This window comes from Alicyclobacillus acidocaldarius subsp. acidocaldarius Tc-4-1 (assembly GCF_000219875.1).
GTDB lineage: Bacteria > Bacillota > Bacilli > Alicyclobacillales > Alicyclobacillaceae > Alicyclobacillus > Alicyclobacillus acidocaldarius_A.
The window spans coordinates 1745730-1761072 of the sequence record NC_017167.1; the positions used below are offsets into that span (position 1 = coordinate 1745730).

Genomic DNA, 15343 nt, shown 5'->3' on the forward strand with positions numbered 1-15343 from the left:
CAAGGATTAGAGGTGCGGCCCTCATATTCTACGGTGGTCCTTGTTCCTTGAAGAGTAATTAGGGTCTGCTGAACGAATCACAGGTCGGCGAATGCGGCAGAGGGCCTGATCGGAAAAGCCATCCGAAAGATATGCACAAAAGAATGCGCAACCGGCGCTCCAGATTCATCACCAGCAGCTGCAAGGCGATGGCCGTCTCGCTGGTGGTCCGCAGGCGTGCTCGAATCAAGCCAAGCCTGTACAGACGCTTGCCTTCGCCGAACTTTCCTTCGATCGCGTTACGTTCTGCGGCGTCCTGCTGTTCCATCCGTGCCTGCACTGCACGCTCCGCCTGCGACGGACGGCCCAAGGGAGGACCGCTTAGGCGAATCCCACGTTGCCTGCAGTAACGCCGATTCTCTCGATTTCGATAAGCCTTGTCAGCCAGCACAGCCTCCGGATAGCAGCCGTACCGGTCTCGATAGGCTTCGACCGCGGCCTGCAAGGTATGACCTTCATGGAACCCGTCCCACCCGAGGTGTTCGATCCGTGCGTACCCCTCCACCAGGCTGATCGCCACTTTTGCGCCAAACTCCACATTCGCACGGGCCTTGCCACGGACGATGGGACGGACATGAGGTTGGGAGATGCTGACGATTCGGTCGTCGGTTCGCCGGGCTCGCTTCCGGTACATCTCTTCCTGCTGACGGTACAACTCGTGAATGACCAACAGATCCCGGTATTGTCGCCGGCTGAGCGCTTCCAGACCCACCTCGTCTCTCAGGGTGGCGAGAATCCTGAGATCCCGCCCAAAAACGCAGTTGTTTCCCAATGGCCTTACGCAGTGCCCGCAGGCTGACCCGGCGCTTCTTGGCCACCGCCACGTATGCCCTCCGGGCCTTCCGTCGATACGTGCGCGGCTTGCGCCGGCCCGGTTGGCGCACGGCATGCAAGACATCAATCATGGCTTCCAGTTTCTCACGCGCCTCGTTTAACAACGTGAGATCGGTGGGATGTCGGCCGGGGCACACGTGGCATCGAGCAACAGCTTACCATGTTCCGGATCGTTCGAGTCATCGAGTTTGTCTTTTTCTGCAACAATCCATTCATTGACTTGCTGGATAACCTCTAGGCCGAGCCGCTTACGAAAATGTGTCATCAGCGATGGATGAAACGGCGACTCTTCCTGAAAGCGCGGCAACCCGATGAAGTACTGAAGGTACGGGTTCTCGGTGATCTGCTGGACGGTTTCGCGGTCACTCAGACCCAAGCGTTCCTGAATGTTCAGTGAACCAAGAGCTATCCGAACCGAATAGGCCTTTTGCCCTTTCGTGGCAGACTTGAATCGCTCACCGTAGTGTTCTTCGACTTTCCACCACAAGATCATCTGGGCGAGCTTCACCCAGCGATTTTCCTTCTTTAATTTCCCACCAAACGGTAAGACGAAGTTATGTGGAGCAACATCTGCCGTTCGGTCTGTCTATACATGGCAGTCCCTCATGTGCTAGGGTTTTGACGGATTTCAACGGAAATCTCATGTATCAAATTTCGCCACGAAGACAGTCAAAGCCACGAAACACCGTCAAAGCCTTGTCAAGATTGAGTTTGCGACCCGTGCAGCACGCCCCACGCACATTCACTTTCAGATGGATGCACAGATAGTAACATAATCCTTGCCCGCATTCTTTGGAACAGTTTGGCTTGCATACGACCTATGCTGTTTGATTCTGTCATAACTGTCCCCTCTCTGCCGTCTAACCTCCAGATAGAAACTGACGAATCCCCTCAGCATCGCTAGCCCATTCTCAACAACCCCAATGACACTGAACTAGCGCTACGCGTACAGCCGACGCCAGAACATAGCAGAGGTATTATGTGTGAGCCTTGAAACCGATATTCCAGTTTGATTCTTTCTGACTTTGAACTTGAGGTATTCGAGCAATAATGAAGCACCCGAAATTTCCCGCAATCTGACCAAGTACCCACGTTGGTATAACAGCCACTAGAGTTGGCAGCTGGTGATTGAGAAGGTACGAAAACAAATAGGACATGAGTATATATACACCTGTAATTACCCCCATAGTAAACGACCACTGTTCAATTCTCTTTGCATCAAGACCGTCTGCCCTGTACCATAGAGATGGACGGAATATTGTCAGAAATACACCGACAATAAACATGCATAGAACGGTTGTTAATGGTATAAGTGACAATGACATTTTATGAAAAGGAGCAATCAAATAAGCAAAACATATAGCAGGTATAATTAAAACGACGGACAAAACCGCAATGCTGGGTACGGCTTCTCTTCGGGGAGCTGAATCGCGTATATTAGTGTGAGACCTTCGAAACCTCGGGAAGACCATTCCTGTTACCTTCTGATATTCGATATATGGTTTACCAAACGCCTTGGCATAGCGATGATCGTGATGAAATGTACCAAACCATGCATAAAACGAACCCACTATGGAAAATAGTAGTGTACTCTCAGTCATAGTCGGTGTTCCCCAAAACATAGGTAGGAAGAACGTATGAACAGGAAACCGGATATAAGCCTTTAAACCGTTGGTGGAAAAATCGAACCTAGGAGGCTGGAATCCGCTGATTTTATGGAATAATTGCGACGTCCCAAACACACCCCCAACATCGTAGTAAAAGAGATGCGAATATGCGTAGCCAATCCACCCAATGAGACCAATTAGTATGAAGATTTCACGCCATATACCAGAGAATGAGTAAACCACTGTGGGAATCGGAACCCAAAGTGCGCCGGCTACAAGGATGTATAATGCTGCTGTTATGGCATACAATAGACGATACCAGTGATTGGGAATCCACCGATGAAAGAACTTTTTCACGGGATTCGCTGCGAGAACAGAATGCTGAATAGGATAACCCAGAAGAAGAATACTGTCCCGCAAAAACGCATGATCAAGCAGGGACACTTTAGCATTCCTCCTCTCTCATCGTATGCAATAATACCATTACTCATTGTAAACGATCAATATACAATCGCCTTTATATTCAAGTTATTTACGCATCGAGCCGGTCTTTGTCTCACTTCTCACTGTATGGGCGTTAGTGAGCCAGACGTTGGTGGCTGTTTACCGAGAGCTCTGAAAAAGTGGGGAATTTCGCGGGATCAGGGGAGCCAATCAGAAATCCGTGTGGTCGGATACCTGTGGTTGAAGGCTGAATGAGTGGGGCTGGTTCGTATTTCCGTCGATTTGTTCCGTTGACCATCCTTAGCACATTACGAAGCAGGGACGGGTTTCGATGCTCGACCCTGGATCAGGTTGACGATCCGTTTCACGTTCACAACCAAAAACGTGAGATACACTTGGATGGCTACACGCCACTTGCCGCGGTAGCGTGCGCGTCCCAGGCCATGCCATTGTTTCAACTCGCCAAATGTGCGTTCGATGGCCTTCCGGTCGTGCAATGCTCGCCGTAAACTTCGCTGGCTCTGAAGTGACTCCCGAACCCGGTCGCTGAGATACACTCGCTTCCGGGTTTCCTTCTTTCCCAGACACGCGGTTTTCAATGGGCAGTTTTGGCAATCGGTTTGCGAAAAGTAGTACAGAAACCCGCCTTTGAAAGGCGTTTTTCCGCTCGTCTCCTTCCGTCCTGGGCACACAAAGGTGTCTTTCCGAGGCCGATAACGGAATCGTGTCTTCGCCAGGACACCGGCGTTTCGTGAAGGAATCTCCGGCTTTGCGCCATGGCTGCGAATGGCGTTTCGATTCCCGATCGAGTCATAGCCTTTGTCGGCCACCACCGAAGTAAACCGATGCCCTTTGCGGACGTCCTGTTCAAGCAGTTCTGGCAGGTGCTCTCCTTCGTGTTCGTTCCCGCTCAATATTTGAACAGAAGTGACAATCCCAGAGGCATCCATGGACGCGTGGGCTTTGTAACCAAAAAACGGAGTCCGTTTGTTTTTGAATCCCCACCTGCCGTCCGGGTCGATCAAGTTGGTCACACCCCCTTCCCCCGACAGAATCTGTGCCACCGTGTCCCGCAAAGACTGCAATTCCGTATGGCCCGCAGCATCAACCGCGTCGAGCAAGTGTTGGGTCAACTTCTCCTCTTTGGCCAGGTCCGGCTCGGATGCATTCGTGTACTCTTCTTGTAGCTGGTTCGCCGTCTCCGCAGCGGTCTTGGCATCTATGCGCTCCCAAGCACGGAACAGACGCCGCCGTGCAGCACGGAGTAACTCCTTCCGGTTTTGTACGGCTGCATTCGCCGAAATCACCGTGGCATCCACACACTGCCGTTTCCCTTCAAGAAGCCCCTTTTGGCGGGCCTGTTCCACGATGCGGTCCAATAGCCGGGCGCATCGTTCAGGTCCCAGTCGGCGGCGGAACACGACCAGGGTGGAGTCGTCAGGGGTATCGTCATCCAGAGAAAAGTGGGCAAAGGCACGATACAACAGGTTGTACCGCAGCTCCTCTGCAACCCGTACGTCTGACAGGTTGTAGAAGTACGCGAGAAACAGCACACGCAGGAGCTGTTCAGGCGCATAGGCAGGACGGCCATGATGGAGACTATACAGATCGCGGGTTTCTTCTTCCACGAAAGAAAAGTCGATATGTTGGTCAATGGCAAGAAGAATGTGATTCTCCGGCAACAGCTTTCGAATCAACCAGTCATCCCATAGCGAACGTGAATCCGGGAAGCGCGTGAGCATGAGGATCAGTCCTCCAGCATCAGACGGCGATTGTACTCGCCCAGTTTCTGTAGCGCCTCTCGCGCGGCGCGAAAACGCTCAACCCCAGTGCGTACGGCATCCACTTTGTCGGCGGGGACGTGGCAGGTACGCGTCCGGCCATTCTCCGACCACGTCAGCAGGTAGTACGGCCCGTGTTTTTGCCCGGAATGGCAGATGCAATTGGGTTTGCCACAAGTGCGGTAGGTTTCGACAAGTGAGCCAGCGATCGCTCCATCGAGATGAGCGAGCAAGTGTTGCTGTTGACGATTTCGATGTAGGACGAGGATGCTTCTTTTAGACAAAGGGATCACCACCAATCCGATGTGTTATACACATATAAGAATACCGTGAAATCGCCCAATGAACAATGACTTTTTCAGAGCTCTCTTACCTCAAGTTTGACAGCACCTCAGCAGTGGCGCGGGTTAGTGGGTGCGAGTTTGTACTACAACGCGACCAGCCCCATCGTCAGATGGAGCTGGTCGCCAATTTCGCACTATTGAGCGCCGTCACGGCGCCTTAGCTTGTCGTGGTGAGTTGAATCATTTTGCTTGGCTGCGGTATGCCCAGCCGCCTCATGACTTCCGCGGTGATGGGTGGAGCTCTGGAACTGGACGTACGGCTCAGTGCCGACCATACGCCAGTGGTAATTCACGACGAACAGGTGGATCGTAAGCGTCAAACCAAACCCACATGGTGTTTGCCCTCCTGCTGCTTGAAAATGGGCTCATCAAGCATCGGGAGGGTTCTTGTATGCGAGAGCACATATCTCACCAGGAGCGTCGTGAACTTTGGCGTGAACGTATCGCTGCCTTCTACGACAGCGGCCAGTCCGCCAGTCAGTTTTGCGCTGAGCACGGTCTGAAACCCCATCAGTTCTGGTACTGGCTTCGCCGACTACGAAACGAAACCGCACCTGGCACGCATGACGCGACGTTCGTATCGGTCGTGACAGCCTCATCACCTTCGGATGTAAGCCGTTCGCCCCTGACCCTGCGCATTGGTTCGGTCGAGATTGACGTCCGTCCCGGCTACGACGCCTCGACACTTGCTGAGCTCATTCGGCTCGTGATGCACGTTTGCTAGCCTTCGACTGGATTTCGGATCACCGCGTGTATCTCGCCTGCGGCGCCACGGACATGCGCAAATCCATTGACGGACTTGCCGCACTCGTTCAGGCGTCGTTTCAACTCGATCCGTTTTCGCCATGCCTGTTTGTCTTCTGCAATCGGCAACGGGACAAACTCAAAATCCTGCACTGGTCGCACAACGGCTTTTGGCTGTACTATCGGCGCTTAGAGCGCGGTCGATTCGATTGGCCAGAGACTGGCGATGCCAAGACCATGGTGATTACACGGCGAGAGCTGAACTGGCTCCTGGATGGCCTTCCACTCGAGCAGCCCAAAGCGCATCGAGCTGTGCCTGCCCGTTCTGCGATTTGAACGGGACAAGGAGGAATCGGATCCACGTTGTCGAATGCTTAGGGCATGACGCACGAGAACGGCACCATCACCATGACCGAACAAGAATACGAGGCCCTTCAGCGGGAAAAGGAGCAATTGCGCCAACAGGTGGCCTACTTGGAGGAGCAGATCCATCTGCTCCGTCATCGTCTGTTTGGGCCTTCCAGTGAAAAGCGCCGCAAGACCCAGGCTGAGTCGGACAGCGTCCAGCTCTCGCTGTTCAACGAAGCCGAAGTCGAGGCGGACGCCACAGCTTCTGAGGAGACCGAGGAAAGCGATACGGACGCGACGTCAGAAGGCGTGGAGACGGAGACCATCACGTATAAGCGCCGGAAGCCTCGTGCGGCGCGGGAGCGTGACGCCTGGCTGTATCAGGGCGAAGCAGACGAGGTCGTCGAATACCGACTGTCAGATGACGAGCGAGTCTGCCCGAAATGTGCGGGTGAGCTTCACGAGATGAGCCGTGAGGTCACGCGGCGCGTGAAAATCATCCCGGCGCAGATGAAAAAAGTCGAGTACGTGCGGTACGTGTACGCCTGCCGGCACTGTGAAGCGCAAGACGTGGAGACCCCCGTAGTGCGCGCGCCGATGCCGAAGCCGGTGCAGGCGAAAAGTCTCGCGACGCCGGAAGCGGTCGCCTATGTGATGACGAAGAAATTTGTCGACGGGATGCCGCTGTATCGGCAAGAGCAACAGTTTGCGCGGCACGGGTATCCGCTGTCCCGCCAGACGCTGGCGAATTGGGTGGTGCACGCGGCGGAGACATGGTTAGAGCCGCTCTATGCGAAATTGCGCCAAGTGCTCTTGGCTCAGCGCTATCTACATGCGGACGAAACGACCCTGCAAGTGTTACATGAAGCCGGGCGCGCAGCGCAGACCCAGTCGTACATGTGGGTATATCGCAGCAGTATGAATGGACCGCCCATTGTCCTGTACGATTACCAGGAAACGCGAAGTGCGGACCATCCGCGGCGGTTCTTGGCAGGGTTTCAAGGGTATCTGCACGTGGATGGATACGCGGGATATGAGGGCTTACCGGATGTCACCCTTGTCGGATGTTGGGCACATGCGCGGCGGAAATTTGACGAAGCCCTCAAGGCAGTGCCTCCCAAGGAGCGAAAGGGCAAGACGGCGGCGGAAGAAGGACTGTCCTTCTGCAACGCGCTGTATGCGGTGGAGAAGAAGCTGAAGAACGCAAGCGCCGAAGAGCGGCAACGTGTGCGGATGGCCAAAAGTAAGCCCATCCTGGACGCGTTTTTGGCATGGCTTGAAAAGCAGGAACAGCAGGTGTTGCCGAAAAGCGCGTTAGGACGAGCGGTGAGCTATGGCCTGAAGCAGTGGCCCAAGCTGATTCGGTACGTCGAAGATGGGCATTTGGAGATCGACAACAACCGATGCGAGCGGTCATTGAAGCCGTTTGTGATCGGACGGAAGAACTGGCTTTTTGCCAATACGCCGCGTGGAGCGCGAGCCAGTGCTGTGACATACAGCATCGTGGAGACGTCGAAGGAAAACGGACTGAATCCGACCGCGTATCTCACGTATCTCTTTGAACGGATGCCGAATATGGACATCAAGGATGAAGCGGCGTTCGAGGCATTGTTGCCCTGGTCAGAAGGGCTTCCGGAAGGGATTCGAGTGAAGAGGTGAAATTTCAAATTCATCAGCGAAGGCCCTGCCGGCGACGGCGGGCCTTTCGTATGGAAGGACGAGTCCTTGAGCACCCATGCGGAGCCGGGCGGATGCTCAGCCCCACGCCTGACACATGAGTCAAGGTGTAGTTCGGTTGACGTTTACACTACAGCTTGAGGTGTGAACGTCAAATCCCGCCCACCTTGCATTCCGACCACGGCTGCATCAAACTCATGCATGACGAACAACCCCGCCGGGGAACCAGCGGGGCAGTTTCGCATGCTATGCTTTTTTCGTCCGTCTGCGGATTCGCTCTGGCAGACGCTCCGACCACGGCAGCAAGTCGTCCATCGTCGGGTCGTCAGTTCGGATGTTGGGTAGCCGTTCGAACAGGTATTCCAGGTACAAGTATGGATCCAGTCCGTTCTCCTTGGCCGTCTCCACTAGGCTGTACGCGATGGCGCTCGCCCGCGCGCCCCGTGGCGTGTTCGCGAACAGGAAATTCTTCCGGCCAATCACAAACCGCTTGATCGATCGTTCGCTCCGATTGTTGTCCAACTCCAGATGCCCGTCCTCCAGAAACGCCGTGAGCTTCGGCCATTGGTTGAGGCAATACGAAACCGCCTGCCCCAAGGCGCTCTTGGGCAGTACCTGTTCACCCTGCTCCTGAAGCCACGTCAAAAACTCGTCCAGCACCGGTCGGCTTAATCTCTGCCGCTTTGCGTGACGTTCTTCTGGCGGCGCGTCTTTCAGGGCGCGTTCAATCTTGAACAACCGGTTGCAGTATTCCAATCCTATCCTGGCCGCTGTCGGTTTCTTTCGCTCCTCTGCCGGCAGCGCGGTATGCGCCTCGTGAAACTTGCGTCTGGCGTGTGCCCAACATCCAACCAGCTTCACATCCGGAATCTCGTTGTACCCGCTGTACCCGTCCACGTGCAGATAACCCTTGAATCCCTTGAGAAATCGCTTCGGGTGCTCCTTCGAACGAGTCTCCTGATAGTCAAACAGAACAATCGGTGGCCCATCCTGACCGCTTCGGTACAGCCACATGTACGATGTCGCCTCGGCAGGTCTCCCCGGCTCATGCAGCACCTGCAGTGTCGTCTCGTCCGCATGGAGGTACCGGCGCTTGAGCAACTCCTCATGCAGCCGGTTGTATATCCATTCGAGCCACCGCGTCGTCCCCAACACCACCCAGTTCGCCAGGGTCTGCCGGGTCAACCGCAGGCCTTGCCGGGCAAACTGCTCCTCCAGGCGGTACAGCGGCAAGCCATCCACGTATTTCTTGTCGATCACGTACGCCAGCATCGAAGCGGACGCCAGGCTGCCCGGTATCGGGGGCTTGGGCATTTGCGCCTTGACCATGGGCGTTTCGGTCCGATGCTTGTCACACATCCGGCATGCGTATTGTTGCTGGACATGTTCGCGCACCTTCGTCTGTGCCGGGATGTGGATGAGCTCGCGACGGATCTCGACACCTGCCTCGTCCATGACCTCGCCGCAGCACGGACAGATCCGTTCTTCCTCCGGCAGACGGTATTCAATCCGCTCCACCGGAAGGTCTGCCAGCATGGCGTCCCGCTGCCCTGGCTGCTTCTTGCGCCGCTGGTACGTCACCGTTTCGAAGGTGGGTTCCTCTGCCTCTGGCTGCGCCTCCGCCTCCGCCTCGTTGAATATCAGGTCCAAGCGTATCTGGTCGTCCGTTATGCGTTCGCTGGATTTCCCGAATTGCCGATGGCGGGCCAGACGAAGCTGTTCCAGCAGCAACTTGACCTGCTTTTTCAGCTCCGCGATTTCCTTCTCTTGTGCTTCGCAGCGCGCCTGCAGGGTTTCCAGTTGGTTCGGGGTCGCTGTTGGGTTCATCATGCAAAAGGACTTCGACACGGTCGTCGAAATCCCTTGACAGATACTTCTGTGTTTACCGGCCTCACACCACTTTTTTCGCGGTAACCCTTCGGTGTGCTTTCGGTTGGTTCCATGGCAGTCCGTCCAACAGCCAGTTCAGCTCCCGGTGGCTGATGACGAGGGTCTTGCCGTCGCTTGTGTCCGGCCATTGAAACCGGCCCCGCTCCAGCCGCCGATAATACAGCCAGAAGCCGTTGTGCTCCCAGTACAGCAGCTTCAGTTTGTCCCGCCCCCGGTTACAGAACACGAACACCGCGGGAGAAAACGGGTCCAGGTGAAACGACTCCTGCACCAGAGCCGCCAATCCGTCGATGGACTTGCGCATGTCTGTGCTGCCGCAAGCCAGGTACACGCGCAACTCTCCCGGTCCAGCACCGATGTTCAGCATAGCGAGGCCAAGGTGCGCACCACATCGCGCAGCAGTTCAGTATCGTAACCGGGCGTGACCTCGATGACAGCAGGGCCCACGCGCACGGACAGCGGCTTGTCCGTCACTTCAGGCGCGGATTTCTCCACACGCACCGGGATGAAACGCGGCTCAGCATGATCACGTTGACGGCCGCTGTGGTTGGTGTCCGCCTTAAACTTGCCGACCCAATACCACAGCTGGTGTTCCTTGACCTGATGCGCAGCACACCACGCTGCGCCTGTCAATCCGCTGGCCCGAAAGTCCGCCACGCGGGCACGCCAAAGCTCGCGAAGTTCCTCCAACTCTGCTTTTGTCAAATGGATCCCTCCCATATACGGCTCTGGGGGGATCGTCTCGCAGGAGAGGGCCTGGCGCTAGGTGCGGACTATTTGACGCTCACGGTGATCGGGATCCTCACGATACTTGGCGATCCACCCATACAAGCTCTTCGGGGAAATCCCGAGATCACGAGCCACTTCGCTCGCCGGTCTGTCACTCTCGAGCGCCAACTCTACTGCGTGCAGTTTAAATTCTTTGTCGTACTTCTGTGTCACAAGGGCTCACCTCGAATTCAACTTATTTTTACATTCTCGATTCGCCCTGTCCACAGTTTGATCCTAACATCAAAGGGCTTGATGTGGAGAAGCGGGCATGATAGCCTGGCAGGCTTTACGAGGGCGAGCGTCGCTCGGCTGCACAAAACGCGAAGTCATGCCCGCAGAGGCTCCATGTCAAGCCCTGACCGCCAATATCGACGCCGATCCGTGCACATTGAACAACATTCTCGGTTTTGGGGTGTCCACAAACTTGACTTAACACCACGGTTCGCTGATGTGTCCCGTCAAGGGTGTATCCGAACCGGTTCGCATGGTGTTCGAAGTTATCGAACGGACCACGACGGCCGACGGCCAAATCTTATTGGTACCGGACATTGAGGTCAGCGCCTACTGGACCTCACTGCCGGATGACCCGGCTGTGATCATTCGCCTGTATCACGACCACGCCGTGATCCCGACTTCGACAGTTGGACATAGCACGTAGACTCATGGATGGATGTGGGATTCTATTGCGGCGCGGCTTGTCGGACTTATCCACAGGCATCCGCCGTGTTTTCATTTGTATTTTTGTAGGCATGCGTTTGGTTGTGGATAACTTATTTTGTCGTTTACAAGTTCGTAGTACATGCCGTATCATGTGGGCATGTATATCCGAGTCATTCGCCGAAAAAACAAGAACGGTTCTGTCACCGGTTACGTGCAGTTGGCCCATAACTATCGCGATCCCAACACCGGCCAGCCCAAGGCCAAGGTCCTCTACACCTTCGGCCGCGAAGACGAAATCGACCTCGAGGCCCTCCGGCGCCTTGCCCAGAGCATCCATCGCTTCGTTGGCGACGAGTTTACCGCCGGACGTGGTCAGTCGGAGGGCATCCAAACCACGCTGCTGGACAGCCGTCCCATGGGAGGGGCGTATCTGCTAGACGAGCTGTGGCGACAGCTTGGATTGGATGAGGTCCTGCGAGAGCGGCTTGCCGACCGGAAGTTTAAGGCGGCTGTCGAGCGTGTCATCTTCGCCATGGTCGCCAATCGCGCGTTGGCGCCAAGCAGCAAGCTGGCCATGGAAGAATGGGTCGACCGTGAAGTGGCTCTCCCTGGGATGACCGAGTTGGACGTGTGGCAGGCATATCGGGCTATGGACTTTCTCCTGGATGTGGCGGAAGACCTGCAGTACGAGGTCTTCCGGCGAGTGAGTGATCTCTTGAACCTGGACGTGGACCTTCTGTTCTTTGACACGACCTCCACGTACTTCGAGACGGAGGACGAGTCTGACGACGGCCTGCGACGCAAGGGGTATTCCAAAGACCATCGGCCCGATTTGCCTCAGGTGGTGATCGGGCTTGCGGTGACGCGGGAGGGCATCCCCGTGCGCTGCTGGACGTGGCCTGGCAACACAGCGGACATGAGCGTGGTCGAGGAGGTCAAACAGGACCTCATCGGTTGGCGGCTTGGTCGCGTGATCACGGTCGTGGATCGAGGTTTCGTCTCAGAGAGCAATTTGCGGATCCTGCAACGCGCCGGGGGTCACTACATCGCTGGGGAGAAGATGACCTCCGGGAAACCAGCGGTGGAAGCGGCGTTGGCGCACCCTGGACGTTTTCGTGAGGTTCGCCCCAACTTGAAAGTGAAGGAGGTCGTGGTGGGAGACGGAGAGGCCCGGGTCCGTTACGTGTTGGCGTTCAATCCCGAGGAAGCCAAACGCGATGCGGCGCGCCGAGAGGCGATGTTGCGCGAGCTTCGGATGGAGTTGGAACGCCTCAAAGAGCTTCAGGGCGAAGCGCACACGAAGGCCCACTGTCGGCTTGCGAGCCATCCAACGTTCAAGCGCTATCTGAAACAGGACCGATGGGGAAACCTGCGGATTGACCCGGAGGCTGTGCGGCAAGCGGCTCATCTGGACGGGAAGTACCTGATCCGCACCTCAGATGACACGCTGTCCGTGGACGATGTGGCGCTGGGATACAAGCAGCTTTTGATGGTGGAGTCAGCGTTTCGTACCCTGAAGACGACGTTGGACATCCGTCCCATGTATCACCGGAAGGACGAGCGCATTCGGTCGCATGTGCTGCTTTGCTGGCTGGCCTTGTTGTTGGTGCGCATCGCGGAGGTCCAAACTGGGCGGACATGGTCAGACATCCGCTCTCACATGCAAGCGATGCACCGGGTGACGAAGAGCACGCTGGAAGGGATTGTCGTGCAGCGGACAGAGACGACAGAGGCGCAGCGGGAGATCCTGCGAGCCTTGAGGATCAAGGAACCACCGAGGATCCTGAAGGTAGAACCTCGAGCAAGAGGGCTGTAGACACTACGCGAGTTATCCACAGGTCCCACGAACCCGCGTCGGCCATGGGTTCGTGGGACTTTGTATGACTACCAAGTGTCGAAGTCGGGCCTCGGAAAGACACCTTTGTGTGCCCAGGACGGAAGGAGACGAGCGGAAAAACGCCTTTCAAAGGCGGGTTTCTGTACTACTTTTCGCAAACCGATTGCCAAAACTGCCCATTGAAAACCGCGTGTCTGGGAAAGAAGGAAACCCGGAAGCGAGTGTATCTCAGCGACCGGGTTCGGGAGTCACTTCAGAGCCAGCGAAGTTTACGGCGAGCATTGCACGACCGGAAGGCCATCGAACGCACATTTGGCGAGTTGAAACAATGGCATGGCCTGGGACGCGCACGCTACCGCGGCAAGTGGCGTGTAGCCATCCAAGTGTATCTCACGTTTTTTGGTTGTGAACGTGAAACGGATCGTCAACCTGATCCAGGGTCGAGCATCGAAACCCGTCCCTGCTTCGTAATGTGCTAAGGATGGTCAACGGAACAAATCGACGGAAATACGAACCAGCCCCACTCATTCAGCCTTCAACCACAGGTATCCGACCACACGGATTTCTGATTGGCTCCCCTGATCCCGCGAAATTCCCCACTTTTTCAGAGCTCTCGCAGAAGGTTGCCGATGAAGCCAGAGCCACCGCTTCCTCCGAGTGAGATGGCCTGTGGATTGGATGGACAACCCTGCGGGTTGCCCACCACTCCACAGGCCCGAAGAGGGGAAGCCGCTTCGCTCCTCCCCTCTGTCCTTCGGCCATTCACCCCTCCAATGGCTGCGAAGAATGGAGGGATAATAAGGTTAGGTTTTCGCATGAGTGATCGTTCTGTCATTCTTTTGTCGTTTGACACGGATTGGATGCGGAAAGTTGACCAGCCAGCCACTCGTGATATTCACCAAGCAGGTAGAGTGCTATCACCGCCACACTGTCGCAGACCACAGCCCGAAGCTGATTCGCTGTCTCGACGTCGACCGGCCCGTCGGACGGCTGCGGCGCGATGTAGAACGACAAGCCGTCGTACACTTTTTCAATGTGATCTGGACGCAACTTGGAGAAAAACTCGATGAAAGGCGGCAAATTCACACGCAATCACCTCCGCGTTCTTCAATACTTCGTGTCCAACCCCGGCGGTCCAGATTTCGGACCATAGGGTCCTTCATCGAGCCACCTTCCGAACTCTTGCCAAATCGGCGAAAGGACGGCCCCCGCGTAACGTTTCATCCGCATCCCTATGGACGTGCCCTGTAAGTGCTCCAACGCGATCCCAGCCGCGTTTCGGTTGTACAGCGCCGCACGGCGCCTTTCTTCGGCGAATTCCTCCACCGCCCGTCGCGCTTCGCTTGCCGATGCGGTTTCAAGTGCACGAGCAATCGCCCTCGCTGCAGAAACAGCGTCTGCAACGCCGGAATTCAAGCCTCGAGCTCCAAAGGGAGCGAACAAATGGGCAGCTTCTCCTACGAGTAAAACCCTGCGTACCTCGTCCGTAAATGACGCTGCGACTACTTGTAGGAACTGATACGTTGATACCCAAGTAATTCTATCAGCATATTTTTTATCCATGACTCGCGGCAACCATGACCGCACGCCATCTACTCCGCTAAACGCTTCTTCATTGTCATCCTCGAATAGTTGGAGGTCGATCCGCCACCCTCCGGAAAATGGAACGAAGAGCACATTTCGGCCATCTACAGCCGGATGCTGATAGTGAAACACACGCTCCAGAGGCAGCGGATGATCTAAATCCTCTTGCACGTCGACAACGACAAACGCATTCGCCGAGCGTGATCCCTCCATGCGAATGCCGACCGCTCGGCGCACGTCGGAACGGGCGCCGTCCGCCGCCACGACGTAGGGTGCCTCCCACGTGACTCCCGAAGACGCAGAGAGCCGCACGCCATCCGCCTTGACCTCAACATCCTCCACGCGCTGAGACCAGGCGAATTCGACCCCAGCTTGCAGGCAAGCCTCATACAGGTAACGCTCGATCTCGACCTGAGGCAGGCTGGTGAACGGAGGCAGTTGACTTGGATCGACCGGAGGATACCGCCTCACGTACACTTCCCTTCCTCGGAAAAAGGTCCGTTTAACGGGCCACACAAGGCCGTGCCTCGCCAACGTAAACCCGAGCCCTGTGTACACGGCTTCCAACAGTTGCAACGTGGCACGGTGAATAAAGATCGCACGGCTTCCAGGGCGTAATCGCCCTTGCGGCTCTGCTTCTAAGACAACGACGGGAATGTTATACCGGCGCAAAGCCAGAGCCGCGGTCAATCCCACCGGCCCTGCGCCTACAACCAACACGGGTTTGGAGCGGTCTTCCCCAAAGTATGTCACGATAATCCCCCCCTGTCTTGCACCTTAAAC

The 15343-nt window shown here is 56.0% G+C and carries 15 protein-coding genes and 2 pseudogenes; 7 read left to right on the plus strand and 10 right to left on the minus strand.

The window, feature by feature from the left end:
* Positions 1-58 precede the first annotated feature (58 nt).
* From TC41_RS08355 to TC41_RS17270, 4 genes and pseudogenes are all read right to left on the minus strand, one after another.
* A pseudogene (locus tag TC41_RS08355) lies at positions 59-1467 on the minus strand (IS5 family transposase).
* 383 nt (positions 1468-1850) lie between these two features.
* Positions 1851-2924, minus strand: coding sequence for a hypothetical protein (locus tag TC41_RS16255; protein WP_148260155.1), 1074 nt, complete (start codon positions 2922-2924; stop codon positions 1851-1853).
* Between the two features lie 308 nt (positions 2925-3232).
* Entirely contained in the window at positions 3233-4666 is a 1434-nt protein-coding gene (locus tag TC41_RS08360; protein WP_014464593.1) for an IS1182 family transposase, read from the minus strand.
* Positions 4667-4671: 5 nt separating this feature from the next.
* Entirely contained in the window at positions 4672-5001 is a 330-nt protein-coding gene (locus TC41_RS17270; RefSeq protein WP_374952861.1) for a DUF6788 family protein, read from the minus strand.
* 278 nt (positions 5002-5279) lie between these two features.
* Between TC41_RS17270 and TC41_RS17275 the strand changes: the two genes are divergently transcribed.
* The 4 genes from TC41_RS17275 to tnpC (TC41_RS08380) are packed head-to-tail and all read left to right on the plus strand — an operon-like array spanning position 5280 to position 7800.
* Positions 5280-5552: a glycerophosphodiester phosphodiesterase family protein gene (locus tag TC41_RS17275; RefSeq protein ID WP_374952870.1), complete on the plus strand. Its 273-nt coding sequence runs from the start codon at positions 5280-5282 to the stop codon at positions 5550-5552.
* Positions 5441-5773, plus strand: a complete 333-nt coding sequence (tnpA, locus tag TC41_RS15825) for an IS66 family insertion sequence element accessory protein TnpA (protein WP_148260084.1) — start codon at positions 5441-5443, stop codon at positions 5771-5773. The genes TC41_RS17275 and tnpA (TC41_RS15825) overlap by 112 nt, the downstream gene beginning before the upstream one ends.
* Positions 5767-6129, plus strand: coding sequence for an IS66 family insertion sequence element accessory protein TnpB (gene tnpB / locus TC41_RS08375; protein ID WP_014463047.1), 363 nt, complete (start codon positions 5767-5769; stop codon positions 6127-6129). Before tnpA (TC41_RS15825) ends, tnpB (TC41_RS08375) begins: the two co-directional genes overlap by 7 nt.
* Positions 6130-6174: 45 nt before the next feature.
* On the plus strand, positions 6175-7800 hold the full coding sequence (gene tnpC / locus TC41_RS08380) for an IS66 family transposase (protein ID WP_014463046.1): 1626 nt from the start codon (positions 6175-6177) through the stop codon (positions 7798-7800).
* A 264-nt stretch (positions 7801-8064) separates the two neighbouring features.
* Here tnpC (TC41_RS08380) and tnpC (TC41_RS08385) read toward each other — a convergent pair whose 3' ends face one another.
* The 4 genes from tnpC (TC41_RS08385) to TC41_RS08400 all read right to left on the minus strand — a co-directional run bounded on the left by tnpC (TC41_RS08385) (position 8065) and on the right by TC41_RS08400 (position 10650).
* Positions 8065-9648, minus strand: a complete 1584-nt coding sequence (gene tnpC, locus TC41_RS08385; RefSeq protein ID WP_148260157.1) for an IS66 family transposase — start codon at positions 9646-9648, stop codon at positions 8065-8067.
* Between the two features lie 61 nt (positions 9649-9709).
* Positions 9710-10075, minus strand: coding sequence for an IS66 family insertion sequence element accessory protein TnpB (gene tnpB / locus TC41_RS08390; RefSeq protein ID WP_014464597.1), 366 nt, complete (start codon positions 10073-10075; stop codon positions 9710-9712).
* On the minus strand, positions 10069-10413 hold the full coding sequence (gene tnpA / locus TC41_RS08395; protein ID WP_041695228.1) for an IS66 family insertion sequence element accessory protein TnpA: 345 nt from the start codon (positions 10411-10413) through the stop codon (positions 10069-10071). The genes tnpB (TC41_RS08390) and tnpA (TC41_RS08395) overlap by 7 nt, the downstream gene beginning before the upstream one ends.
* 57 nt (positions 10414-10470) lie before the next feature.
* Positions 10471-10650 (minus strand): transposase, encoded by a 180-nt coding sequence (locus TC41_RS08400; protein ID WP_041695229.1) that lies wholly within the window; start codon positions 10648-10650, stop codon positions 10471-10473.
* A 313-nt stretch (positions 10651-10963) separates the two neighbouring features.
* Between TC41_RS08400 and TC41_RS16265 the strand changes: the two genes are divergently transcribed.
* The 3 genes and pseudogenes from TC41_RS16265 to TC41_RS15830 form a co-directional block, all read left to right on the plus strand.
* Complete coding sequence (locus TC41_RS16265) at positions 10964-11137, plus strand: hypothetical protein (protein WP_237699876.1); 174 nt, start codon at positions 10964-10966, stop codon at positions 11135-11137.
* A gap of 159 nt (positions 11138-11296) precedes the next feature.
* Entirely contained in the window at positions 11297-12955 is a 1659-nt protein-coding gene (locus tag TC41_RS08405) for an IS1634 family transposase (protein ID WP_445595382.1), read from the plus strand.
* Positions 12956-13044: 89 nt separating this feature from the next.
* A pseudogene (locus TC41_RS15830) lies at positions 13045-13447 on the plus strand (transposase); the annotation flags it as partial.
* Positions 13448-13807: 360 nt separating this feature from the next.
* On the opposite strand, the gene TC41_RS16430 reads toward TC41_RS15830, so the two are convergent.
* Both TC41_RS16430 and TC41_RS08415 read right to left on the minus strand, forming a co-directional pair.
* Positions 13808-14062: a hypothetical protein gene (locus tag TC41_RS16430; RefSeq protein WP_014464602.1), complete on the minus strand. Its 255-nt coding sequence runs from the start codon at positions 14060-14062 to the stop codon at positions 13808-13810.
* Between the two features lie 21 nt (positions 14063-14083).
* On the minus strand, positions 14084-15313 hold the full coding sequence (locus TC41_RS08415) for an FAD-dependent monooxygenase (protein ID WP_014464603.1): 1230 nt from the start codon (positions 15311-15313) through the stop codon (positions 14084-14086).
* Between the last annotated feature and the right edge of the window lie 30 nt (positions 15314-15343).